Consider the following 22,819-nt stretch of genomic DNA (forward strand, 5'->3'; position numbering starts at 1 on the left):
AGATAAATCCAGGTAAAAGAATTATTATCTTTTGGGATGTAGCTTCCTATCATAGAGGGGAATTAATACAAGGTTTTTTAGCTGAAGTAAATGAAGGTTTAGCCCCAGAAAACTGGAAAATAACCTGTCATTTATTTGCTCATTATGCTCCTGAAGAAAATCCGATTGAAGCAATTTGGCTATCATTAAAAACTCTGGTAAGGAGATGCTACCGTTTCTGTAAAAATTTTCGGAATCCAACTGGCGATAACTATACCAGCGCACACAGGTTATCGCCGATTCAAAGCTACTAATGTCTAGGCTAGTTATACTAAATCCGTTGAGTATAGGCTACTTATGAGGACAGGCACTCATGCAAAAGGCACTCATGCAAAAGGGGGAATAAATAATCAGTCTTTAATAACCGGATTTAGTATGAACTCTCGAAAATTAATTATGCAAGAACTCTAGTAATCAGTGGACATCTTCAATAATTAAGATTTTAGCTTGGTTGAGAGTTTGAACATTTGTACTAAAATTTCCCAGACGCAACTTTAGCCGCTTAAATCGCACCATTGAGGGGAAATCCCCCTTAACTAGGTACGGTAAGCCCCTAGGAGCCAACAAACCAGTCAATCTAGAATAATCTCTAGAGTATAAAAGTAATCTCTTATAGAAAATGCAGCCAACCAATCCACAACAATTTACTGAAAAAGCTTGGGAGGCAATCGTCAAAACGCCAGACATTGCCAAACAGAACAGCCAGCAACAAATCGAAAGCGAACATCTAATGAAAGCCCTTCTCGAACAGGAGGGATTAGCGGGCAGTGTCTTTAGTAAAGCTAATATTAGTCTAGCCCGTTTGCGGGATCGAACCGATGATTTTATCCGTCGTCAACCGAAAATCTCTAACCCCGGCGACTCGATTTATTTAGGTCGTAGTTTAGATAGTTTACTCGATCGAGCGGAAAATTATCGTCGAGAATTTGGAGATGACTTTATCTCGATCGAGCATTTAATTTTAGGTTATGCTAAAGATGATCGCTTCGGTAAAAATATTTTTCAAGAATTCGGACTTACCGAAAACAAACTCAAAGAAATTATTCAACAAGTCAGAGGTAGTCAAAAAGTGACCGATCAGAATCCAGAAGGCAAATACGAGGCCCTAGAAAAATACGGACGGGATCTCACCCAATTGGCGCGGGAAGGTAAATTAGACCCCGTAATCGGACGGGATGACGAAATCCGTCGCACGATTCAGATTCTCTCGCGTCGGACTAAAAATAACCCAGTTTTAATCGGGGAACCGGGAGTAGGAAAAACCGCCATTGTCGAAGGATTAGCCCAGCGGATTATTAACCGTGATGTGCCAGAATCTCTGTTAGATCGGACTCTCATTTCTCTCGATTTAGGCGGCTTAATTGCGGGAGCAAAATATCGCGGGGAGTTTGAGGAAAGATTAAAAGCTGTCCTCAAGGAAGTCACCGATTCCCAAGGCAATATTATCATGTTTATTGATGAAATTCATACCGTTGTCGGTGCGGGAGCCACTCAAGGGGCAATGGATGCGGGCAATTTATTAAAACCAATGTTAGCCCGGGGTGAATTGCGTTGTATTGGGGCCACTACCCTCGATGAGTACCGCAAATATATCGAAAAAGATGCGGCGTTAGAAAGACGCTTCCAAGAGGTTTTAGTAGATGAACCAAATGTGGTTGATACTATTTCGATTCTTCGAGGTCTTAAAGAACGTTATGAGGTGCATCATGGGGTGAAAATTGCCGATAATGCTTTAGTGGCGGCGGCACTGCTTTCTAATCGTTATATTAGCGATCGCTTTTTGCCCGATAAGGCCATTGATTTAGTTGATGAAGCGGCGGCAAAATTGAAGATGGAAATCACCTCTAAACCGGAAGAACTCGATGAAATTGATCGCAAAATTCTCCAGTTAGAAATGGAAAAACTTTCCCTACAACGGGAATACGATCCAGCTTCGCGAGAACGGTTAGAAAAGTTAGAAAAAGAACTGGCTAACCTCAAGGAAGAACAATCGGGATTAAATGCCCAATGGCAAGGGGAAAAAGAGATTATCGATAAAGTTCGTGGGGTTAAAGAAGCGATCGAACAAGTTAATCTAGAAATTCAACAGGCTGAACGAGATTATGATTATAATCGGGCCGCCGAATTAAAGTTCGGAAAATTAACCGATCTGCAGCGGCAAATGTCCGCCCTAGAAACCCAATTGGCCGACAAACAAACCACCGGTAAAAGTTTATTAAGGGAAGAAGTTCTCGAATCAGATATCGCCGAAATTATCTCGAAATGGACGGGAATTCCTCTCAATAAATTAATCGAATCGGAAAAAGAAAAACTCCTCAATCTGGAAGAGGAATTACACGAAAGTGTCATCGGTCAAGAAGAAGCGGTCACAGCCGTGGCCGAAGCGATTCAACGTTCCCGCGCTGGTTTATCAGATCCCAACCGTCCCACGGCCAGCTTTATTTTCCTCGGTCCGACAGGGGTTGGTAAGACAGAATTGGCGAAAGCTTTAGCACGCAATCTCTTTGACACGGAAGAGGCCCTAGTTCGCATCGATATGTCGGAATACATGGAAAAACACAGCGTTTCCCGTCTCATGGGTGCGCCTCCGGGATACGTCGGCTACGATGAAGGGGGACAATTAACCGAGGCAATCCGGCGTCGTCCCTACTCTGTCATCCTTTTTGATGAGATTGAAAAAGCCCATCCCGACGTTTTTAACGTTATGTTACAAATCCTTGACGATGGGCGCTTAACCGACTCTCAAGGTCATCTGGTTGATTTCAAAAATACCATCATTATTATGACCAGTAATATCGGTTCTCAATACATTTTAGACGTGGCCGGTGATGAGTCTCGTTACGAGGAAATGCAGGCACGAGTGATGGAAGCAATGCGGAATAGTTTCCGTCCCGAATTCCTCAATCGTATCGATGAAACGATCATTTTCCATAGTTTACAAAAAGCGCAACTGCGATCGATTGTCAAACTACAGACAGCCAATCTCAGCGATCGCTTGATGGAACAAAAATTAGCCCTGAAACTTGCCGATATTGCCCTCGATTATCTAGCAGAAATTGGTTACGATCCAGTGTACGGTGCGCGACCCCTAAAACGGGCAGTACAAAGATATGTGGAAACTCCGATCGCTAAGGCAATTCTGCGCGGCGAATTTAAAGGGGGAGACACGATTTTTGTCGATGTGGCCGATGAAAGATTGACCTTTAAACGGTTAGCTTCCCCGGTAGTAACTGCTTAATTAAGTAGGGTTGGCTGAATCTTATTGGAAGCCTTACTAGAAAATGGTTTTGGGACTTTTTTAGTCAAAAAAGTCCCAGAGACAAACGTTGAGAAATCGATCCGAGGGACTTTAAAACCTTGCACTTTCCGGAGGCGAACGCAAAGCGCTCGCCAGATGAAATTGAGAAACTAAGCCACGAAACTACCATTTTGCCAACTGTGTGGCTCCTAAATTCCCCCTGGGGACTTTTTCAGCAAACCCTAGATCGTGATATTGGCCTCTTTCAGTTTACAGGCAGCGATCATGGCTTCAGCCCTACCGCGTTCCCTCAAGGGAACATCGACCCATGCAGTGAATTTATTGGCCGCATTCCAAAGACTTTGGCCGTGACGAATTAAGACAAGTTTTGACATGGGTTTTCTTGGCGAATGGGGAAGTGGGGAAGTGGGGAGGAGACCGACTCGGAGAATACTGACGACCGACTCCTAGAACCTACGAAATCGTGTGAATTTTGAGGAAATTGGTGCCTTTAGTTTTCTGCATGGGAATTCCCGCCATAATCAAGATTTTATCGCCCGATTGCGCTAGATTTTTCTGAAGCAGAATTGATTCCGTTTGCTTTAACACATCCTCAAAGACGGACACCTGATGATCGAGAAGAATCGGGATCACACCCCAGACTAGATTGAGACGGTGATAGACTCGTTTATTGGGAGTCATGGCAATGACGGGAACCGAGGGACGTTCCTTAGAAGCCAGTAGCGAAGTGTAGCCAGAGGTGGTAAAAGTGACAATATAACGGAGATCAAGGGTTTGATCGATCGCCACTAAAGCCTCACTGAGAGCGTGAGTTTCATCGGACTGATTGGGGGGAGCATTATCAAACTTCACATCCGCTTCCACATCATGGGCGATTTTGGCCAACATAGCCACCGCTTTGACGGGAAAATCTCCCACTGCTGATTCCCCCGATAACATCACCGCATCGGTTCCATCGATAATTGCATTAGCCACATCACTGGCCTCGGCCCGAGTCGGTCGGGGATTGTGAATCATGCTTTCTAACATCTGGGTGGCAGTGATGACGGGAATAGTTTTCATGTTGCAGAGTCTGATAATGCGTTTTTGCAACATGGGGACTTTTTCGGGACTTAATTCTACCCCCAAATCGCCCCGGGCCACCATAATGCCGTCACATTCCTCGATAATTGACTCTAAATTTTCGATCGCTTGCGGTTTTTCAATTTTAGCCATCACTGGCACATCCCCATGATTTCTCTCGGCTAAAAATGCCTTAATCGCCTTGATATCTTCTCCTTTACGAACAAAACTGAGGGAAACCCAATCAACCCCCTGAGAAAGACCAAATTCTAGGTCTTGTTTGTCTTTTTCGGTCATGGAAGGTAAGCGCAAATTGAGACGGGGTAGATTAACTCCCTTGCGACTCTTGAGAATTCCTCCCTCCAACACTTGACATTTTAGGTCTTTTCCGTTAATTTCAACGATTTTTAGCTCTAATAAGCCATCATCGAGGAGAATTTGCTCACCTAGCTGTGCTTCCTCGGCCAGATAGGGATAATCGATCGAAACGGTGTTCGTTTCTCCCCGATACTCATCCATGGGTACAAGGGTGAGATAATCGCCGTCGTTGATGGTAATGGAACCATTGGGGAGATTACCGACGCGAATTTTCGGTCCTTGTAAATCTTGCAGGAGAGTGATAGGATTGTCTAATTCTTGAGAAATTTGCCGTAAAAGGCTAACAACTCTCGCATGATCTTCGTAGCTACCGTGGGAAAAGTTTAGCCGCGCTACATTCATCCCCGCACCGATCATCTGCTTGAGGACTTCTGGCGAATTACTGGCAGGGCCGATCGTGGCTACGATCTTAGTTCTATGGGTAATAATTGACATGGAACCCTTACTAATCGATCTTGGGACGATTACATGATATTCACTTTAGGTTAACTAACGGTGAAGCGAAAAACAAATTAAGCTTTTCCACAGACTTGCAATCGCTCCCGGTCCACTGCTTCACCGTCAGGAGTCAGTGATCAGTGATCAGATTTGAGTTTTCAATACTATTAAGTGGCAAGTTGGGAGCTTTCCTTTCACTGATTACTGTTTACTGGACGGCTACGCCGTGCCTTTGGCAACACTGAAAAAAGCTCCAGCGCTCCCCTGGAGTCTTAACGAGTAATTCAGATCGTCAACAGCTTATATAGCCCGCATTTCCTTATCTTCCTCCACATCGAGAACTCCCTGGACTGCCTTTAAAGAAGGGATCAGCGATCGAGAGGCCGAACCGGTAATAATGCCAGAAACCGATAATATATTATCTACTGTCATGCCCAGGGATTGTAAATTATTGGCCACTGTCTGAATATCGGCTAAATGCTGTTCATCGATCGTCACGATAATCTGTTCCATGGCTATTAATGAAAGTAAAAAGATGAGCAGGAGTCGAGAAGGGAGAGCAGGGGAGATGGTGAGCAGGGAAGTGGGGAAGTAGGGAGATGGGGGAGAAGGGAGAGGGGAGACGGGAGAGAATAAATAAAAATAATCTCCTGACTCCTAATTCCTGAATACTGACTGCTAAGGCGCTTGGACCAGTCCACTACCCACATCAACGGTGGGAATAGACAGTCGCAAGGCTTTCGAGGTGAGTAACTGCCATAGTTGCGCCCCGCGCACCCCCGAAGCTTGAGCGTGGAGGGCTGCAATTCCAGCCACATGGGGGGTAGCCATGCTGGTGCCGTTAAAAACGTCGTAACGTCGGGGCATCGGTACAGAAGAATAGATCGCCACCCCGGGGCCGGCGATATCTACGTTAGCACCTTGGGCAGTACCGGAACCACAGGAGAAAGAGGCTAATCGCAGATTACTATTGATCGCTGCCACAGCCATAATTGAGGGACTATTAGCCGGTTGACCCACAGTACCAGGCCGGTGATTGCCGGCCGCCGCGATAATCAAACAACCATTTTGCAGAGCGCGACGACCGATAGTTTCGTAGGCAGTGGAAGGAGTTGGAACTGTATTGCCCAAGGACATAGAAATCACCGCACAGCGACTGGCGATCGCCCATTCCATGCCGGCGAGAATCCAACTTTGGGAGCCACTGCCAGCATTACTGAGAACTTTGCCCGCATAAATGGTGGCTTCGTAGGCGACCCCATAGCGGCGACCGTTGACATCTTTAAATCCGCAAGCGGTGCCGATACAGTGAGTGCCGTGACCTTGACCATCCTGCACCGCTTCTCCCGGTACAAAAGACTTACTTTGGATCGATCGCCCAAAAAAGTCGGGATGCTTCAAATCCATACCCGTATCTAATACAGCCACATTAATGCCGCGACCAGTGCGACCACGGGAATTGATTACTTTCGTGGCTTTTAATCCCCAAGTGGATTGGGCATCATCGAGAAAGGCTAGGGCTGCGAGATCCTTATCTCCCGGCTCTTTTTTAGCCTTGGACTGTTCATAAAGATGATTGACGGCATCGCGATAACCCTTGAGGTATTCCGAGGATAAACCCTCCTCGATCGCATAGTAAATTCGTTCGGGTTCGATCGCTAAAATTGCCGAACTTTCCCCCGCTATGTTCATGACACCGCTCAAGGCTAAGTCATCCAGGGAAACCACTGCCACCCCCAAAGTCGGAAAGGTTCCCCCTCCCGCCGCATCTAGTTCTGAACTGTCCATGGCCGAATCGGCAAAGTCCCGGGCATCGGGCAAGGCAGATATCCCCGCCACATCTCGCAGGGCGGCGATTCCTTCCGGGGTTGCTCCATCTTGGAAAGTAACAATATATCGCCCCGTGGTTTCTTCATTTGAGGCGGTACTGGGGATAGGAAAACTCGCTTGTCCAGACATAAAAAATACCTCCAAAAAATGGATATTTTGCTAATACAATCACAGAAAAATGGCTTAACCACCAGCCTTTTTATCGAAGATTTTTCAATCATCAACCACTGGTCTAACCATCCTTTAATTGTTCAGGATGGTTCGGCAAGAGATGAGTCAGTTAATTACCCACCCTCAAAATGTTCACGGTTTGGGAAACCATTTTCCTAAGTTCACTTCGGTCTCTAAGTGCCGTTGTTTCTGGACTCTAACCCTACTGGTGTTAAATTTTTTCTAGTAATTCGGGTTCTGGGAAACAACGGAACTAGGTTAGGGAATCTCAATCAATTTTTTTATGTATTTAGCCTCAAACCGATCATATAAGTTTAAAACCCTCACCTTATATCCGATCTTTATTAAGCTATGGTTTTCTTTCTGCGATCAGCCTAACATTACCTCAAGGATTTTGGTCAAAAAATTTACAAATCTTTGACAATGCTTGGCAGCACGGGGGAACAAAATAATACTCATGTTCTAACGGCAACCCTGAATGATTCAGTCGGAAAACTGGCTTTCACGGTAGGATAAACTAATAACCATCTCCGCTCTTCGGCGTAGCTCAGAGACCACTCCTTTAGATTTCGTTATGACCAACACATTAGACGATAAAGCCATAGTCAAGGACTATTTTAATGCCACAGGATTCGATCGCTGGCGCCGGATTTATGGGGATGGCGAAGTTAACAAAGTACAAAAAGATATTCGCATCGGTCATCAACAGACGATCGATACCGTTATCGGTTGGTTAGAAAGTGATGACAATTTGCCCGAACTCTCAATCTGTGATGCTGGTTGTGGAGTCGGTAGTCTTAGTATTCCCCTCGCTAAAGCGGGCGCAACTATTTTCGCCAGTGATATTTCTGAGAAAATGGTGACAGAAGCCAAGGAAAGAGCAGCCAAAGAGTTAGCAGATACCAGTAAACTCACCTTTGCCGTTCAAGATTTAGAAGCATTAACCGGCCAATATCACACGGTCATCTGTCTGGATGTTCTTATTCACTATCCCACAGAAGAAGCCTTAGGCATGATTAAACACCTGGGATCCCTAGCTCAATCCCGTTTAATCCTCAGTTTTGCCCCTAAAACCTGTTTATTAACCATTCTCAAGAAAATTGGTCAATTTTTCCCCGGTCCGAGTAAAACCACTCGCGCTTATCAACACAAGGAAAAAACTATTATCGCCGCTCTCAACGCAAATGGCTTTAAAATCGAACGGACGAGTATGACTAGCACTCGTTTCTATTTTTCCCGTATCCTCGAAGCTGTCCGCAGTGAATAAATAATGGCAGTCACCACCAGCAAATTAATCGAGTGGAAACAGCAAAAACGCGCGATTGTCACCCTCACAGCTTGGGATTATCCGATCGCGCGACTGCTCGATCGAGCAGGAATTGATATTATCTTGGTGGGTGATTCCTTAGCTATGACCGCTTTGGGCTATCCTACCACTTTACCGATCACCCTCGAGGCGATGATTCACCACGCGGCGGCCGTGTCTCGCGGGGTAAAACAAGCTTTAGTTGTCTGTGATTTGCCTTTTCTCAGCTATCAGGAAAGTGTCGGTCAGGCAATTCACTCCGCCGGAAGGATGTTAAAGGAAGCGGGAGTACAAGGGGTAAAATTAGAGGGAGGTTATCCCGCTATGGTCGAGACTATTAGCCGTTTAACCGAGATAGGCATCCCTGTTATGGGTCATATCGGATTAACTCCCCAGTCGGTGCATCGGTTAGGATACCGTCAGCAGGGAAAAACTCCATCGGATGCACAAAGATTAATCGAGGAAGCTTTAGCCTTGGAGAAAGCGGGAGTATTTGCCCTGGTTTTGGAACATATTCCCGCCAATTTAGCCGCTACTATTACCGATAAATTGACTATCCCGACGATTGGTATCGGTGCGGGGGAAGATTGTGATGGTCAGGTGTTGGTAACGGCGGATATCCTAGGATTAACCGAAAAAGCTCCCCCTTTTGCCAAAGTTTATGCTAATTTAAGCGAAACAATTACAAAAGCAGTTGTAGAATTTGCCAAGGATGTGAGGAGAAATGAATAACGGCGAAAAAGCTACCTTTGGGGCCGGCTGTTTTTGGAAAACCGAGGACGCATTTCGGCGTTTATCGGGGGTTTTAGCCACTTCTGTGGGTTATATGGGGGGACATTTTCCCAATCCTAGTTATCTCGATGTGTTATCGCGAATTACTGGTCATGCGGAAGTGGCACAAATTGCCTATAATCCCCAAGAAATAAGCTATGAGGCGTTATTAGCTGTTTTTTGGTCAATCCATGATCCGACTCAGTTAAATCGCCAAGAACCAGACCGGGGAGAACAATATCGATCGATTATTTTTTATCACACCCCGGAACAAAAGTTAATCGCCACTGCTTCCAAGCGTCAACTACAACTATCGGCAAAGTTTCAGCAAGATATCGTTACTTTGATCGAACCCGCAGGAGATTATTATCTGGCCGATCAGTCCCATCAACAGTATTTCGAGAAAAAACAGGCTCGATCGATCGGGGATTTGCAGAAGAAAATATAAAGACAGGTTCGGGGTATAATGTAAAGTTGCTTTCGCAGGAGATCAGGAAAAATGCCCGAGGCGGTCGGAGTCATTCAAACGTTGGGTTTTCCCCCCGTTTTAGCGGCGGCGGATGCCATGGTTAAAGGGGGACGAGTCACCCTAGTTTATTTCGATCTAGCGGAAAGGGGCGAATTTTTGGTGGCGATTCGCGGTCCGATTTCCGAGGTTAAACCGGCAGTAGAGGCAGGATTAGCGGCAGCGATGACCGCTTTTGGTGGCAATGTGGTCAGTCATTACATCGTACCGAATCCTCCAGAAAATGTACTGGCGGTTTTACCAGTGCAGCATACGGCTAAGTCAGACCGTTTTCGCAGTTAATTTCCCTAGCGATTGGCCCCAAACTAGACTATAGTTAAAGACTGGAAAATAGATTGGATTCTATCAATTGAACTTATCTGATTTTTGTTATTAGGAGTTAATTTATGACAGCCCAACCCGCGGTGGGATCGATCGAGACCAAAGGTTTCCCCGGTATTCTAGCGGCCGCCGATGCGATGGTAAAAGCAGGACGGATCACGATTGTTGGTTATTTAAGGGCAGGAAGCGCCCGTTTTACCCTCAATATTCGTGGGGATGTACAGGAGGTAAAAACCGCTATGGCTGCCGGCATTGAAGCCGTCAATAAAACCGAGGGGGCAGCTTTAGAAACCTGGGTAATTATTCCCCGTCCTCACGATAACGTGGTGGCTATTTTACCGATCGATTATAGCGAGGCAGTGGAACCTTTTCGTGCTGCTGCCGACGGTGCGATGGCACCAATCCGTCGTTAATATTCAAGGTCAATTTTTTGTTACTGGTTGGAACTTGTCTAGTTCCAACTTAGTTTTTAATGATGATTTAAGTTTTAGTCAGAAAACCAAATTTGATAGTTGCTGCAACAGTTGCACCCATAACAGTGACTATCAAAGCCCATATTTGAGCCGTTGCCCTTTCTTTCAAGTCTTTGAGTTGGGAAACTTCGGCCTCTATTTGTTGACGTTTGATGATTTTTTCATAAAGAACATATTGGCCCAGCGCATTTTTTAAGTCTTCGACTTCCGATGTTCCGATAAAGCTTTTAATTTCATAGGATTCATTGGCAACAGCTAACCATCCTTTGATCGCATCTTTTAAGTTATGGGTGACTTCTTCTAGGCTATCACCTTCCGTGATTCAACCTGGAAGGGCTGGAACTTCTGCCCAATAACCGCCTTCTTCGGCAGGATGAATAATCGCTTTAATTTTCATAGCTGACTTGGGTTATCAAGAGTTTCTAATCTTCTTCTAATATAGCCTGAATTTTTGCTAATCGTTAGTTAATAGAAGTTATCCAAGAAATGGGAACGGCTATCACGTCAAGGGTTTCGTTATTGTCAAACATTTCTAGGAGATAACCTGCTTCTGGTTGTTGTTCATTAGGAGGTAAATATTCAATAATTGTTCCCTGATCACCTTTTTAAAAAATAGTGTCGGGGACATCTCTACATAATTTGACTTGTTGAAAAAGTTGGACGGTTTGCATTATTCATACTCCTTAATTTTATCGTAGTAAAGAGTAACAAAATTAGCTTTTTGATTATTTTTATCGATCTGCCAAATACTAATTCACTTTTTCATGCGGTTCTATATAAACTCTATGTGATTATACATTTCTTCGGGTTCAAGAATTTCCCAGATTAAGAGTAGTCCTCGAATTATTTGACCAATAGATTTACTTTGTTGGGGACAGTAAGCAATTCCTGCATGAGTTATAGATGATTGATTGATTCTTAAAAAATCAGTATCTTGAGTAAAAATCACGCGACCATTGGATAAAGCAAATTGCAATTGTACTTCATCAGATACCCCCAATAAATTTTCTTCTGGAGTGGTAGTAACATCAAGGCCTCGCTGGCGCAATCCAAGAGCAATGTTATAGCTTACATTTTCATCAAGGTGAAATTTAATTTTATTGCCCATTCATTTTTTTAGTTTTTCTTGGACTAGAGAAGGTGTTTTAGCTTGCATTTCCTTGGCAAAGGTATCATCATCTGTGATTTGTTGTCTAATTTCTTCAAGGTGATCGTGATAGTAAGAAAGGGCCGCGTAAACATCAGCTAAAGTAATGCTGGGATAATGATAAACAATTTCATCGGGTGACATTCCCAGGCGTTCGTGCCAAATAACGACATCTTGGACTTTGATGCGATGACCTGCGATGCGCGGTTTACCGCCACAAGTTTCTGGGGTAATTTCAATGTGATTGATTAAAGTTGTTGTCATTGATAATAACGAATTTGTCCGATTATAGGGTCACAAGGAATCTGCGCCCAAATGTCATATATATTATATCACGTCAAGGTTTATAGAATAATTTTATTATGACAACTCTTATAAACTTGAAGCTAATTGAGGCGCGACAATAGTTTCGAGGGAAAAAGCATTCAGATCCGTTAAGCTTTTGGCGTGTTCCAAGGTGATTGCACAAATATTCCCCTGCTGATCAAGATCGACCAAGGTATTTTCATTGATTTCTTGAGTCTCGACAATGGGATTGTTATTGAACTCTAGGTATAGAGTATCCGTATCTTGAAAGTAGGTGATTTTCATGGCTGACTTGGGTTATCAAGAGTTTCTAATCTTCTTCTAATAGTGATTCATTTGGTGGGTGATTGCGGTTTTGAGAATTGTCCATCATATTTGAACGTTAAGCGACAGCGAAGCCTGTATAGGGTCTAATTTCAGGGGATTTAAAGGCTAAAATAATCTGGTTTTGAGGGATTCCCGCAGCTACTAATTCATCGGCAATACCATCCTCAGTTCCGTCGTGTTGAATCCAAATTTTTTGATCAATAATATCAATATGTAATAGGGTTCCGTAGATTCGATAACCATTTTGCCAACCTGTTTCAACCAATAAATAGCGATCGCGGGTTTGATCTAGGACTAATTCGATTTGGATTTGGTGATCAGTGTCGAGGAAGTCGGCATAATCTTGGAATGTTTTTTCAATAATTTGCCGATATTGGGCAATTAAGGAAGCCATCGTACAATTACCTCCTGGTTGGGATCAAAACTAAATAACTGAATAATACCATCTTCAATTAAGGTTTGACCTGCTTCTTCTTCAAATACTGTTTTGCAGGTGTTTTCGCTAACAGCCAAAAATAGTTTATATTCGGGATAATAACGCCTTAAAAGATGGGTATAAACGACAAATTAACCAACTGCTTATTCAAGGTCTTTCATATCAGAGGGACGAGTAAAGCTCTTAATTTCAACGGCTATTTTTTCTGTTCCCTTTTCTGCGGCTAATAGTCTTTCTGCTCCCAAATCAACAAACAGGTTTTTACCTCTTGCTAAAAGAATCCGTAGGGGGTCATGGGTAATTGTCCAGCCGTCTTTGATTAGGGCGTGTTTTACACAGTCATGGAAAATATCTTTGGCAGGCATTGTTTTTTATAGATAAAAACTGAAATTTTCTCAGGTTTACTTTAAGTTATTGTCTGAATCTCCTAAGTTTCCCTGAATTTGCCCTAACAATTCCTCACAATCTTTAACCAAGGTAATCCCCAATTCTTGGCATAATTCAAGCGCTTCTTGGCAATAGCTGAGGGCAAGTTCAGGGCGATTGGTTTTGTGGGCGATTTCGGCGAGAAACACCAATTTGGATTTGAAGTAGCGCAATGTTTCTAAATTATTAGCGATAGACATCTCTTCGATGTTTACATTGCAAGATGAGTATTGCCTGTTTTGGGTCATCAATTTCATAGCGAACTCGATAGTCACCAACACGCAAACGGTATTCATAATCAGAATTTTTTAATTTAACTACACCAGAGGGACGCGGTTCTATTGATAAATCTTTGATTTTTTCAAGAATACGACTTTTGATGGGATTAGGTAAGTCATCAATCTGTTTTTGTACAGATTTAGAGATTTTAATACTATAATCCATTGTGATTTAATCCTTGCTCAAGTATTGTTCAAGGGTCACATAGTCGCCTGATTGATATTCATCCCGAACTTGTTGAAGTTCTGCTAAGGTTTCCTCGTCGTCTTGATAGGAAGTTTCTTCTGCTTGAAAAATTTGTTGTTCTAGTATTTCTAATAATTGTTGTTTTTGCGTTAAGTCAAGGGATTTAATCGCTTCAGTTAGAGATTCAAACGTAATTTTAAGATTGATGGTGGTACTCATGAAATTTCTCCTATTTGGATAAAGAGTTAAATTTTGAGAATTGCTTTAATTTTCATGGTTGGTATAGGTGATCAAGGATTTCTAATCTCCTTCTAATGTAGCCTGAATTTGCCCTAACAATTCCTCACAGTCTTTAACCAACGGAATCCCCAATTCTTGGCATAATTCAAGCGCTTCTTGGCAATGGCTGAGGGCAAGTTCAGGGCGATTAGTTTTGTGGAAGATTTCGGCAAGAACTCTTAAATTATGGGCGGTTAAATATTTAAAATTAATCTCTTGGGAAATAACTAAGGATGCTTGAATTTTGCTTTCTGCTTCGCTGTATTGTTCTAGTTTAATCAATGCTTCACCCATGTTATATAAAGAAAATGCCACCCCTCGCCGATCGCCAATTTCGTCACTGATGTCGTGAAATTGCTGGAAGTGGGAGATCGCCTTTTCATGCTCCCCTAACGAGTCATAACAAACTCCCAGATTGCCTAAAGACCTTGCCACCCCCTGCCGATTACTGATTTCCTTACTGATGTTGTGATCTTTCTGGTTGAGGGCGATCGCCTTTTCATACTGCCCTAACGAGTAATAACAACTACCCATATTGCCTAAAGAAATTGCCACCCCTCGCCGATCGCCGATTTCTTCACTGATGTCGTGATATTGCTGGTGATAGGCGATCGCCTTGTCATACTTCCCTAACGACTTATAACAAAATCCCAGATTGCCTAAAGAAATTGCCACCCCTTGCCAATCTTCCATTTCCTTACTGATGTCGAGACATTGCTGGTTGAATGCGATCGCTTTTTCGTACTGTCCCAAGGAACGATAACAACTTCCCAAATAACTTAACGAGTTACGATAACAAACTTGTTCCCGTTGACTCCCTGCAATAATTTGCTCATAAAGTTCTGCTTGCTTACGATAAAATCCTTGTAAATCTAAAAAACTATTAACCGATTTATCTTTCTCTTCTCCTCCTCGATCCTCATTCAAAATATCGTAAGCTAACTGCCATTCTCCCAATTCCCCTGCATGGTGAAACGCCTCTAAATATTCCTTCAAATCTTCCAAGGATTCCCAGGGAGGGACAGGTAAATGAGCTAAATAATAATTTAAGGCTAATTGATGGGCAGATCGCAATATTTCAGGATTTGCTTGATCTTGCACCACCATGGAAATTAAAGGCAAAAACTGAAACTGTCGCGGTTTTACATTGTATTCGGGGGGAAATTCTTGTAATAAAGATAAACGAGCAAAATGTCGTAAATTTTTGTCAGTTATTTCTGGAATTAACCCCTGGGCTAACCTGTCATCAAAATTCTCCCGCAGTACCGACAACCGCGTTAAACTCTCCCTAAACTCTTTCGATAATCGCGCTAAACTGGCGGTAATCACTTCTCTGACACAGGTTTCCGTGTCGCGGTGATAACCTTCCACATCAAACATATTTAAGCCTAAATTTTGCGACTCGGTGACAGAAACCCCTTCGCCAAATTCATCACTCATCCAACTACAAACCAGTTGCATTAAGAGAGGATGTCGTCCCATCTTGTGGACAAATTCGGCTAATTCTTGATTAGTTCCTGTCAAACCGTAATCCACCCTCACCAACTCGATTGCGTCCGCTTCTGCTAATCCCCCCAGGCGCAACCAATGACAACGCCGCGTTAAATTGGCTACAAAACTCGGCTGTTCCCGACTGGTAATCAGGATTTTACTCTGGTTTCCCGACCCCAACCAACGGCTCAAAAATTGCCTATAAACTGAATCTCCCGCCGTCTGAACTACTGTTTCTAAGTTGTCGAGAATCAACAGACAAGGTGAGATACTCAGTCCCCGTATCATCTGCTGAATTAACGTCTCATCGTTCCATTTTTCATCGTAGGGTTGCTCCAAATTTTCTAATAACCAGCGGCCAAATTGCGCTACTGAATAACGCTCCCTAAAACTAACCCATAACACCCGCCAATGAGGGTTTAACTTCTCTTTGAACTTCACCGCTAAAGCCGATTTCCCATAGCCTCCTGCGGCGGTTATCCCGATTAAGTGTACTTTGTCATTGCTGAGGGCGGTTTGTAGTTCCTTGATTTCATCCTGTCGTCCCTGCCATTCATCTACTGGCGGAGGTGTGGTATTTAGGGTTGCTGATTGCGTTGGGGCTAACTTTGTCTGTTCCCTACCAGACGACTCCAGCTAATGCTCTTTGTTATTGTCACTGGGATAGTAATGGTTATGGTTTCCCCCCAAAAATTTAGCTTCAACATTTTTGTTGAATTGATAACCCTGGGATTGATCCTTGTTAATTTGAGTATTGCGAATCTGTTTTTCCGTTGCGGCTAACTTAGCGGCTAATACCTGGTTACTGCTCATCAACGCCCGCATTTCCGTTAATAATTCTGTAACTTCCGAATCAGCTAATACAGGTTCCAAGTCAATGACGGCTTGCTCAACTTCAGGTGCTTTGCCTGCGGTTAATAACTTTAAGGTTGGCGAGGTAGGAAATTTGCGTTGCAGTGTCGCCAACAAGGAATCGTTAAGATTTTCCCCAGTCTTGCCTAAAAAACCTGTGGCAATAGCAGCACCAGCCAAGGGAGCAATATTCGTGGCCCAAGTTATCAAAGTCACTAAGAGTGGTTCCATCAACAAAAACCTCTTGATTTTTTTCTAATGATACAGTTTTTCCCAAAAAAGAATAACGTTTGCTTAAACCGCCGTATCAATGAATCGGTGATCGCATTTATTTGATTGTTCTCGATTCCAAAGGAATAACTAATTTTAATACGCCCATTGTTAGTTAAGCAAAACCCACAGGCTGAAACTGAACATCGTTGATGATTTTAACCGTTTCTCCTGATTGCTTAATCACAAATAAACCGCGCCGATAAGCATAACTATCTATCCCCTGATCGATTTCAATCCCCGCTACTGCACCATAAACCTGAAAGTCTCGAAATTGGGGAAAGGCTAACTTAAATCGCTGTAATCGATCAAGAAAGTCATCTACATCATCCTTCGAGAGTCGAGATTTACACTCCACCGCCACTAACTCACTGCCATTCACCGCCAGAATATCAATTTCCATCGCTGCCCCGGGACGTTTACTTTTTAAACGACTCATGGTTTGGGTGACATCAATCCCCCGTTCTTGAAATAACTGCACAACCGCCGGCTCTACCATTTCTTCTATAAAAAGACGCAAAGGGGTAGTTAAGTTATTGACGGCTTCGGTGGTGGCTCGTACCAGCTTTTTCAATTCTTCCATCGTGCGATCGGCTTCAGCACTGCGGCGATCAGCCTCAGCATTTCGTTGTTCAGCCTCGGCATTGCGGCGTTCGGCTTCAACATTGCGGCGCTCGGCTTCTTTTTGGAACTCGGCAAATTGAGCCTCGGTTCTTTCAAACAGTTTGTAAATATCGGCGATCGTAATAGCTTCTGACATGGCGTGTTCTTGTCTATTTGAGCAAAGCCGATCCTATTCTAGCAACTCGGCCGAATGTGCCAGTTTATCGGGAATTTAGCCCCGATATTAATAAACCGATCGCTTCTGATCTAGATTCCCGTTTAATGGCTTTATGTGATAAATTTCTGGCACTGTTTGAAGCCTATCACGTTCCGATCTATTTACAACTGGCTTTATTAGTAATGGCGGGAAGCGGATTTGAACCACTGACCTTCGGGTTATGAGCCCGACGAGCTACCAGACTGCTCTATCCCGCGTTGCTTTATCTAGTATAGAACTAAATCTCGGTAAATGCCAAGGAGTTTGTAATATTCCTTTACATTTACCGTCCGACCAGAGGTTAATACTTACGTTCCACGGGGGTGAAATCCTGAATTACCACGGGCATATAGTCGATATCGATGCCGGAGGGGGAATAATAGGCGAGGGTATGCTGAAGGAAATTTTGGTCATCCCGTTGGGGAAAATCTTCGCGGGAGTGGGCCCCTCGGCTTTCTTGACGATTGAGGGCAGAGGTGAGGATAATTTCCCCCACCACCATGAGACTTTGTAATTCCCAGGCCTCGATTAGTTCCGTATTCCAGCAATCCCCCCTATCATCGAGGTAAATCTGCTCGTATTGGCGCTTTAATTCGCCGATTTGTTTAATTCCCTCGCGCATGGTCGCTTCGGTGCGAAAAACGCCGCAATGTTGGGTCATACAGTCTTGGAATTGCTGACGTAGTTGACCGATGCGAATCGTGCCTTTTTTGGTCAATAAAGCGGTGATTTCCTCTTTAGCATCCTGAAGGTAAATATCGGGATTAAAGACGGGAAAAGCGCGTTTTTCGACGTATTTAGCGATCGATTTGCCAGTTCTTCTCCCATAGACCACACATTCTAACAGGGAATTACTGCCCAAACGATTGGCCCCGTGGACGGAGACACAGGAACATTCCCCGGCGGAGAAAAAGCCTTCGCTGAGGGTATCGGCACTTAAGCGAACGCGACCATCGGTATTAACGGGAATGCCGCCCATACAATAGTGAACTGTAGGACGTACAGGCATCGGTTCCTCTACCGCATCGACACCGACGAGACGGTGGGCCTCCTCCCAACAAAAGGGAATGCGACTCATAATTTTTTCCCGGCCTAAATGGCGTAAATCCAGATAGACAAAGGGACCCCCGGCGCTACCGTCCAGATTTACCCCCCGGCCGGCGCGAATTTCTAGGGTAATGGCCCGGGAAGTGATGTCCCGGGGTGCCAATTCCATGCGCGAGGGGGCGTAGTCTTCCATAAAACGACGACCTTCGCTATTGATTAAATAAGCACCTTCACCCCGGACCGCTTCCGAGATTAAAACACCGACGGGATAGAGTCCAGTGGGGTGAAATTGGACAAATTCCATGTCTTCTAGGGGAATACCCGCTTTGGCCGATAATGCTAAACCGTCCCCCGTACAGGCGAAATCGTTGGAGGTGGTGTTATAAACGCGACCATAGCCCCCCGTCCCGAACATAATTGCTTTTGCCCGAAGGATTTCTAACTGTCCGGTGGCGATTTGGTACATAACCACCCCTTTGGCCGTACCTTCTTCGAGGATAAGGCGTAAAACATACCATTCATCGTAGATTTTTACCTGATTACGGTGTAAATTGCTGACTAATTCGTGCAGCATGGCGTGACCGGTTTTATCGGCGGCGTAACAGGCACGGTTATGGCTGTGACCGCCAAAGGCTCTTTGGGCAATGCGTCCATCTTCGAGACGGGAGAATAACACGCCTAGATGTTCCAATTCGATGATAACTTCGGGGGCTTCTTGGGTGAGGATATCCACCGCATCCTGGTCAGCCAGAAAATCGGAACCTTTGACGGTATCGTAGGCGTGGGCCTTGGGATTATCTTTGGGGTCAACGTTTTGCAGAGCGGCGGCGATACCTCCCTGGGCAGCGACGGAGTGGGAACGAATTGGGTGGGTTTTGGCAACGACAGCAACATCGATAGTCGGGTTGAGGCGTTTGATTTCTAAGGCGGCGCGGCATCCTGCTAACCCACCGCCCACTATAACGACATCGTGTTCTTTCATGGCTGATTTTCCTACGGGCTTCTGTTTCTATGGTGGGGTGAGAATTACTCAGAAGTCAGTTTTGTAACCGAGACTTTATATTTCAGGAGTCAAAAGACAAAAGACAAAAGGCATCTTTGTTCTCCCCACACCCCACACCCCACACCCCACACCCCACACCCCACACCCGTTCGGCTGAGCTCACGGCCGAAGCCCACACCCCACACCCCACACCCCACACCCCACACCCCAAAAAAACAACCCGCGGCAGTTAACCGCGAGTTATTTTTGGCTAAAATCGGATAATTACTCAACGGTAATCGTTCCGACCATACCAGCACCGCGATGGGGTTCGCAGTAGTAGGTGTAAGTACCCGGTTCGCTGAAAGTGCTTTCAAAGGACTCACCGGCGGAAAAAGCCAGACCTTTATGGGATAATTTAGCAGCCTGGGCTTCGGGAACCTTGGTGCTATCGAAAACTATGTTATGGGGAGAAAGTTTGTTATTGACCCATTTCACCGTATCTCCTGCTTTAATAGTGAGGGCGGGGGGATCAAATTGTAGTGTACCTGCATCACCGCCCATCTTAACCGTGAAGGTTTCCGCAGCAGCGGAGGCAGTGTTGAAGAAGAAGCTAGAGACGACTAGCGCCACGGTAGCGAACAATAAACCTAATTTTTTCATGCTTGTTAATCCTTTACACGAGGGAAGATGACAAGTTTGACAGCCTGTCTTTTGACAAAAAAGTAAAAGTTTGCTTTTAACTGTCCCATGAATTAATTCTACACCAAGTTTGACAGCTTGTCTTTTGACAAGAAAACCGGTTTTTTCTGACCATGGTTGGGGAATTTCTTAAGAAATAGAGGAGAACCAATCGTGAAAAGACTATTAATTTCCCTGTGCTTACTCTTGGCTGTGGTTACTTTCGGTATGGCTCGTCCGGCTTTAGCTGATGGGGCTTCGATTTTCAGTGCTAACTGCGCTTCCTGCCACATGGGCGGTAAAAACGTGGTTAATGCCGCTAAAACCCTGAAAAAAGAAGATTTAGTTAAATACGGCAAAGATTCCGTTGAAGCTATCGTTACCCAAGTTACCAAAGGTATGGGGGCGATGCCTGCTTTCGGTGGTCGTCTCAGCGCTGAAGATATCGAAACTGTAGCTAACTATGTCCTCGCTCAAGCGGAAAAAGGCTGGTAAAAATTAGTTATCGGTGGCGAGTTATCCGTTGTCAGTCTGGTAAGAATTGTAGCGATCGAAATTCTTGGGTCATTTGCTGGCTTAAAATAGCTAATGGTTCATCTCGGGACAAGGTTGTGAAATTGCGATCGTTTTTCTATCTTTTAGGTGCGACGGTAATCATTCTCCTAGTAGTCGCTACAGCCAGTTTTGCTTGGATTCTCGCCGATAGTCCTCTGTCTTTGCTCAAAGGTGGGGTGCTGCGGGAACCGATGGCGGCGATTTTTGTGCCGAAACAGGCCCCGGTTATGGTATCCTTGCTGGTCAATCCCGAACGTTTAGAGTCTTTTGGTCAATTAATCGCTACACCGGCTAATCGACGACGTTCGCACCAAGAAATTAAGGATTTAGAAAAAAGTCTGCTCGGTAAAACGGGATTAAATTATCAAAAGGAAATCAAACCTTGGTTAGGGGAGGAAATTACCCTCGCTGTTACTTCCCTAGATTTCGATCGCGATACCGATAATGGTATCCAACCGGGTTATCTTTTGGCAATTCAAAGTAAAGATGGTGAACGCGCTAAGGAATTTCTGCAAGCTTCCTACTCAAAACAGGCGGTTTCGGGCAAATTTGACCTTGTTTTTGAACTCTACAAGGGAGTTAACCTGATTTATCAACGTCCCTTGACCGCAGGAGATAATAATCGTTTTCTCGCTAGTGCCGTGGTGGGTGATACGGTGCTTTTTGCCAATAATATCAAGGTTTTGCGCGAGGCCCTTAATAACGTGCAAGTACCGGATTTAAACCTAAAAAATAGCCCTGATTACCGAGAAGCCCTCAAAAATATCACCGAACCGCGTATAGCTATAGTTTACGGCAATTTACCTCCGTTATCGGCTTGGATTGCGAATCAACCCGTCCCGGAGAGTCCCGAAGCAAAACAACGATTAGCCACGGCTTTTACCCTCAAATCCGGGGGAATAGTCGCCCAAACCGCCTTAATTGGAGTCTTAGGACAGGATGACCAAGCACCAATTTTATCTAGTCCCGTGGGAGCATTATCTTTTATCGGCGAAAATAGCCTTTTAGTCGCCGCTAGTCGGGATTTAAATCGTTTTTGGACTCAGGTAGAGGAGGGGTTAGAAGCAGATAGTCCCCTACAGGAATTAATAACACAGGTCTTAAACCGCTTCCAGTCGCCTTTAGGTTTAAATTTGCCTGAAGACGTTTTTAGCTGGGTTAGAGGCGAATATAGCCTCGCTCTCGTGCCTAGTTCAAAGGGGATGGAACCCGATAGTGTTTTTCTAGGGGAACGGGTGATGGGGGTAGAGGTGGACAGTGCGATCGAGCATTTGGATGAGTTGGCCCGCAGTCGCGGCTATAATGTGGTTAATCTGCCTTTACTCGATCGAACGGTGACAGCTTGGACAAAGTTAACCACGGCGGTCCCGGGGGGAAAAGCGCAACTAGAAACGATCGTGACGGGAGTGCATACTAGAGTCGATAATTATGAAATTATCGCTAGTTCTGTGGAAGCGATGGGTTTAGCTTTATCTGCACAGAAAAACCCCATCTTAAGCAGTGGTAAGTTTCGACAGGCAATTACTGCTCTACCCGCAGAAAATGATGGTTATTTTTACGTCGATTGGCGACAATTGCAACCGGTAATCGAGGCAAAATTCCCGATCGTGCGGGTGTTAGAATTGTCGATTAAGCCTTTATTTAATAATCTGCGTTCTCTTACTATTAGCAGCCAAGGTAGCGAAAATTCTGTGCGTCGGGGAACGATTTTCTTTAATCTGGGAGTGAAGTCTTAATCAGTTATCAGTTAAGTAGTCGTGCAAAATTAATTTCCTAGTGAAGATAGGCAAAAGGCAGGAGGCAAGAGGTGGTTAAATATGTGTAATTAATTTTGCTTAGGTACTTATCAGTTATCAGATAGAAGCTTGTAGGTTTGGTTGAGCGATTTAATAATTAGGAGAAAACTGCTCGATTCAATGGTTTGAGCAAAACCCAACATTCTTGACGACATTGGTGTGGTTGGGTTTCCCTCAAGCGTCGCTAATATTTGACAGACAAAAGTTATTATTGCTTGACCCAACCTAGTGCTTTTTAGACAAAAAAAGCCTATTCTGTATATTCCCAAAAAAGCAGCCTATGAATTAAGTAGGGGTTGCTGAATAAATCTAAAAACCTTGTTGGATAATATTTTTAGGCTTTTTTAGCCCAAAAACCTTTTTTA

General features: G+C 44.3%; 23 protein-coding genes, 1 tRNA gene and 4 pseudogenes. 9 read left to right on the forward strand and 19 right to left on the reverse strand.

The window, feature by feature from the left end:
* Positions 1–233 (forward strand): annotated as a pseudogene (locus tag IM462_RS03700) (transposase); the annotation flags it as partial.
* A gap of 425 nt (positions 234–658) precedes the next feature.
* Positions 659–3,277: an ATP-dependent chaperone ClpB gene (clpB, locus tag IM462_RS03705; RefSeq protein ID WP_287702580.1), complete on the forward strand. Its 2,619-nt coding sequence runs from the start codon at positions 659–661 to the stop codon at positions 3,275–3,277.
* 242 nt (positions 3,278–3,519) lie between these two features.
* On the opposite strand, the gene IM462_RS03710 is transcribed toward clpB, so the two are convergent.
* From IM462_RS03710 to IM462_RS03725, 4 genes are all read right to left on the reverse strand, one after another.
* On the reverse strand, positions 3,520–3,672 hold the full coding sequence (locus tag IM462_RS03710; protein ID WP_287702582.1) for a histidine phosphatase family protein: 153 nt from the start codon (positions 3,670–3,672) through the stop codon (positions 3,520–3,522).
* Between the two features lie 79 nt (positions 3,673–3,751).
* Entirely contained in the window at positions 3,752–5,173 is a 1,422-nt protein-coding gene (pyk, locus tag IM462_RS03715) for a pyruvate kinase (protein WP_287702584.1), read from the reverse strand.
* A 303-nt stretch (positions 5,174–5,476) separates the two neighbouring features.
* Entirely contained in the window at positions 5,477–5,689 is a 213-nt protein-coding gene (locus IM462_RS03720; RefSeq protein ID WP_149107051.1) for a ketohydroxyglutarate aldolase, read from the reverse strand.
* Between the two features lie 165 nt (positions 5,690–5,854).
* Positions 5,855–7,135 (reverse strand): S8 family serine peptidase, encoded by a 1,281-nt coding sequence (locus IM462_RS03725; RefSeq protein ID WP_287702587.1) that lies wholly within the window; start codon positions 7,133–7,135, stop codon positions 5,855–5,857.
* A gap of 616 nt (positions 7,136–7,751) precedes the next feature.
* Between IM462_RS03725 and bchM the strand changes: the two genes are divergently transcribed.
* The 5 genes from bchM (at position 7,752) to IM462_RS03750 (ending at position 10,514) form a co-directional block, all read left to right on the forward strand.
* On the forward strand, positions 7,752–8,444 hold the full coding sequence (bchM, locus tag IM462_RS03730; protein ID WP_287702589.1) for a magnesium protoporphyrin IX methyltransferase: 693 nt from the start codon (positions 7,752–7,754) through the stop codon (positions 8,442–8,444).
* Between the two features lie 3 nt (positions 8,445–8,447).
* Positions 8,448–9,215: a 3-methyl-2-oxobutanoate hydroxymethyltransferase gene (panB, locus tag IM462_RS03735; RefSeq protein ID WP_287702591.1), complete on the forward strand. Its 768-nt coding sequence runs from the start codon at positions 8,448–8,450 to the stop codon at positions 9,213–9,215.
* The gene (gene msrA, locus IM462_RS03740) at positions 9,208–9,702 is read left to right on the forward strand and encodes a peptide-methionine (S)-S-oxide reductase MsrA (RefSeq protein ID WP_287702593.1); all 495 of its coding nucleotides are present in this window, start codon (positions 9,208–9,210) and stop codon (positions 9,700–9,702) included. The genes panB and msrA overlap by 8 nt, the downstream gene beginning before the upstream one ends.
* 51 nt (positions 9,703–9,753) lie before the next feature.
* Positions 9,754–10,062 carry a carbon dioxide-concentrating mechanism protein CcmK gene (locus IM462_RS03745; RefSeq protein ID WP_002782143.1) on the forward strand — a complete coding sequence of 103 codons (309 nt, stop codon included), beginning with the start codon at positions 9,754–9,756 and terminating at the stop codon, positions 10,060–10,062.
* A 104-nt stretch (positions 10,063–10,166) separates the two neighbouring features.
* Positions 10,167–10,514, forward strand: a complete 348-nt coding sequence (locus IM462_RS03750) for a carbon dioxide-concentrating mechanism protein CcmK (RefSeq protein WP_002733188.1) — start codon at positions 10,167–10,169, stop codon at positions 10,512–10,514.
* 67 nt (positions 10,515–10,581) lie between these two features.
* On the opposite strand, the pseudogene IM462_RS03755 reads toward IM462_RS03750, so the two are convergent.
* From IM462_RS03755 to petE, 15 genes and pseudogenes are all read right to left on the reverse strand, one after another.
* Positions 10,582–10,971 (reverse strand): annotated as a pseudogene (locus tag IM462_RS03755) (type II toxin-antitoxin system HicB family antitoxin).
* A gap of 375 nt (positions 10,972–11,346) precedes the next feature.
* A complete protein-coding gene (locus IM462_RS03760; RefSeq protein WP_147069098.1) occupies positions 11,347–11,682 on the reverse strand; it encodes a DUF5615 family PIN-like protein in 336 nt (111 codons plus the stop codon).
* Complete coding sequence (locus IM462_RS03765) at positions 11,683–11,985, reverse strand: DUF433 domain-containing protein (RefSeq protein ID WP_002795644.1); 303 nt, start codon at positions 11,983–11,985, stop codon at positions 11,683–11,685.
* 108 nt (positions 11,986–12,093) lie between these two features.
* Positions 12,094–12,312 (reverse strand): DUF2283 domain-containing protein, encoded by a 219-nt coding sequence (locus tag IM462_RS03770; RefSeq protein WP_002734335.1) that lies wholly within the window; start codon positions 12,310–12,312, stop codon positions 12,094–12,096.
* 97 nt (positions 12,313–12,409) lie between these two features.
* Complete coding sequence (locus IM462_RS03775) at positions 12,410–12,748, reverse strand: XisI protein (protein WP_002732833.1); 339 nt, start codon at positions 12,746–12,748, stop codon at positions 12,410–12,412.
* A pseudogene (locus tag IM462_RS03780) lies at positions 12,736–13,155 on the reverse strand (XisH family protein). The gene IM462_RS03775 and the pseudogene IM462_RS03780 overlap by 13 nt, the downstream one beginning before the upstream one ends.
* A 36-nt stretch (positions 13,156–13,191) precedes the next feature.
* Positions 13,192–13,416, reverse strand: a complete 225-nt coding sequence (locus IM462_RS03785) for a hypothetical protein (RefSeq protein ID WP_287702596.1) — start codon at positions 13,414–13,416, stop codon at positions 13,192–13,194.
* Entirely contained in the window at positions 13,403–13,660 is a 258-nt protein-coding gene (locus IM462_RS03790) for a type II toxin-antitoxin system RelE family toxin (protein WP_052275388.1), read from the reverse strand. The genes IM462_RS03785 and IM462_RS03790 overlap by 14 nt, the downstream gene beginning before the upstream one ends.
* A 6-nt stretch (positions 13,661–13,666) precedes the next feature.
* Complete coding sequence (locus IM462_RS03795) at positions 13,667–13,900, reverse strand: hypothetical protein (RefSeq protein ID WP_002800859.1); 234 nt, start codon at positions 13,898–13,900, stop codon at positions 13,667–13,669.
* A gap of 81 nt (positions 13,901–13,981) precedes the next feature.
* A pseudogene (locus IM462_RS03800) lies at positions 13,982–16,048 on the reverse strand (tetratricopeptide repeat protein); the annotation flags it as partial.
* Between the two features lie 39 nt (positions 16,049–16,087).
* Positions 16,088–16,534, reverse strand: coding sequence for a hypothetical protein (locus tag IM462_RS03805; RefSeq protein WP_287702600.1), 447 nt, complete (start codon positions 16,532–16,534; stop codon positions 16,088–16,090).
* A gap of 154 nt (positions 16,535–16,688) precedes the next feature.
* On the reverse strand, positions 16,689–17,333 hold the full coding sequence (locus tag IM462_RS03810) for a DUF3782 domain-containing protein (RefSeq protein WP_287702602.1): 645 nt from the start codon (positions 17,331–17,333) through the stop codon (positions 16,689–16,691).
* A gap of 204 nt (positions 17,334–17,537) precedes the next feature.
* Positions 17,538–17,611 (reverse strand) — tRNA-Met (locus IM462_RS03815).
* 83 nt (positions 17,612–17,694) lie between these two features.
* The gene (locus IM462_RS03820; RefSeq protein ID WP_287702604.1) at positions 17,695–19,422 is read right to left on the reverse strand and encodes a succinate dehydrogenase/fumarate reductase flavoprotein subunit; all 1,728 of its coding nucleotides are present in this window, start codon (positions 19,420–19,422) and stop codon (positions 17,695–17,697) included.
* A 285-nt stretch (positions 19,423–19,707) separates the two neighbouring features.
* Positions 19,708–20,085, reverse strand: a complete 378-nt coding sequence (gene petE, locus IM462_RS03825) for a plastocyanin (protein WP_287702606.1) — start codon at positions 20,083–20,085, stop codon at positions 19,708–19,710.
* Between the two features lie 192 nt (positions 20,086–20,277).
* On the opposite strand from petE, the gene petJ reads away from it, so the two are divergent.
* Complete coding sequence (petJ, locus tag IM462_RS03830; RefSeq protein ID WP_002796336.1) at positions 20,278–20,598, forward strand: cytochrome c6 PetJ; 321 nt, start codon at positions 20,278–20,280, stop codon at positions 20,596–20,598.
* A gap of 116 nt (positions 20,599–20,714) precedes the next feature.
* A complete protein-coding gene (locus IM462_RS03835) occupies positions 20,715–22,394 on the forward strand; it encodes a DUF3352 domain-containing protein (RefSeq protein ID WP_287702608.1) in 1,680 nt (559 codons plus the stop codon).
* The last annotated feature ends 425 nt before the right edge of the window (positions 22,395–22,819 follow it).

This window comes from Microcystis sp. M144S2 (genome assembly GCF_020246065.1).
GTDB classification, from domain to species: Bacteria; Cyanobacteriota; Cyanobacteriia; order Cyanobacteriales; family Microcystaceae; genus Microcystis; species Microcystis ichthyoblabe_A.

Coding starts and splice junctions, on each gene's coding strand:
- clpB (WP_287702580.1), top strand. CDS start 659: ATGCAGCCAACCAATCCACAACAATTTACTGAAAAAGCTTGGGAGGCA.
- IM462_RS03710 (WP_287702582.1), bottom strand. CDS start 3,672: ATGTCAAAACTTGTCTTAATTCGTCACGGCCAAAGTCTTTGGAATGCG.
- pyk (WP_287702584.1), bottom strand. CDS start 5,173: ATGTCAATTATTACCCATAGAACTAAGATCGTAGCCACGATCGGCCCT.
- IM462_RS03720 (WP_149107051.1), bottom strand. CDS start 5,689: ATGGAACAGATTATCGTGACGATCGATGAACAGCATTTAGCCGATATT.
- IM462_RS03725 (WP_287702587.1), bottom strand. CDS start 7,135: ATGTCTGGACAAGCGAGTTTTCCTATCCCCAGTACCGCCTCAAATGAA.
- bchM (WP_287702589.1), top strand. CDS start 7,752: ATGACCAACACATTAGACGATAAAGCCATAGTCAAGGACTATTTTAAT.
- panB (WP_287702591.1), top strand. CDS start 8,448: ATGGCAGTCACCACCAGCAAATTAATCGAGTGGAAACAGCAAAAACGC.
- msrA (WP_287702593.1), top strand. CDS start 9,208: ATGAATAACGGCGAAAAAGCTACCTTTGGGGCCGGCTGTTTTTGGAAA.
- IM462_RS03745 (WP_002782143.1), top strand. CDS start 9,754: ATGCCCGAGGCGGTCGGAGTCATTCAAACGTTGGGTTTTCCCCCCGTT.
- IM462_RS03750 (WP_002733188.1), top strand. CDS start 10,167: ATGACAGCCCAACCCGCGGTGGGATCGATCGAGACCAAAGGTTTCCCC.
- IM462_RS03760 (WP_147069098.1), bottom strand. CDS start 11,682: ATGGGCAATAAAATTAAATTTCACCTTGATGAAAATGTAAGCTATAAC.
- IM462_RS03765 (WP_002795644.1), bottom strand. CDS start 11,985: ATGACAACAACTTTAATCAATCACATTGAAATTACCCCAGAAACTTGT.
- IM462_RS03770 (WP_002734335.1), bottom strand. CDS start 12,312: ATGAAAATCACCTACTTTCAAGATACGGATACTCTATACCTAGAGTTC.
- IM462_RS03775 (WP_002732833.1), bottom strand. CDS start 12,748: ATGGCTTCCTTAATTGCCCAATATCGGCAAATTATTGAAAAAACATTC.
- IM462_RS03785 (WP_287702596.1), bottom strand. CDS start 13,416: ATGTCTATCGCTAATAATTTAGAAACATTGCGCTACTTCAAATCCAAA.
- IM462_RS03790 (WP_052275388.1), bottom strand. CDS start 13,660: ATGGATTATAGTATTAAAATCTCTAAATCTGTACAAAAACAGATTGAT.
- IM462_RS03795 (WP_002800859.1), bottom strand. CDS start 13,900: ATGAGTACCACCATCAATCTTAAAATTACGTTTGAATCTCTAACTGAA.
- IM462_RS03805 (WP_287702600.1), bottom strand. CDS start 16,534: ATGGAACCACTCTTAGTGACTTTGATAACTTGGGCCACGAATATTGCT.
- IM462_RS03810 (WP_287702602.1), bottom strand. CDS start 17,333: ATGTCAGAAGCTATTACGATCGCCGATATTTACAAACTGTTTGAAAGA.
- IM462_RS03820 (WP_287702604.1), bottom strand. CDS start 19,422: ATGAAAGAACACGATGTCGTTATAGTGGGCGGTGGGTTAGCAGGATGC.
- petE (WP_287702606.1), bottom strand. CDS start 20,085: ATGAAAAAATTAGGTTTATTGTTCGCTACCGTGGCGCTAGTCGTCTCT.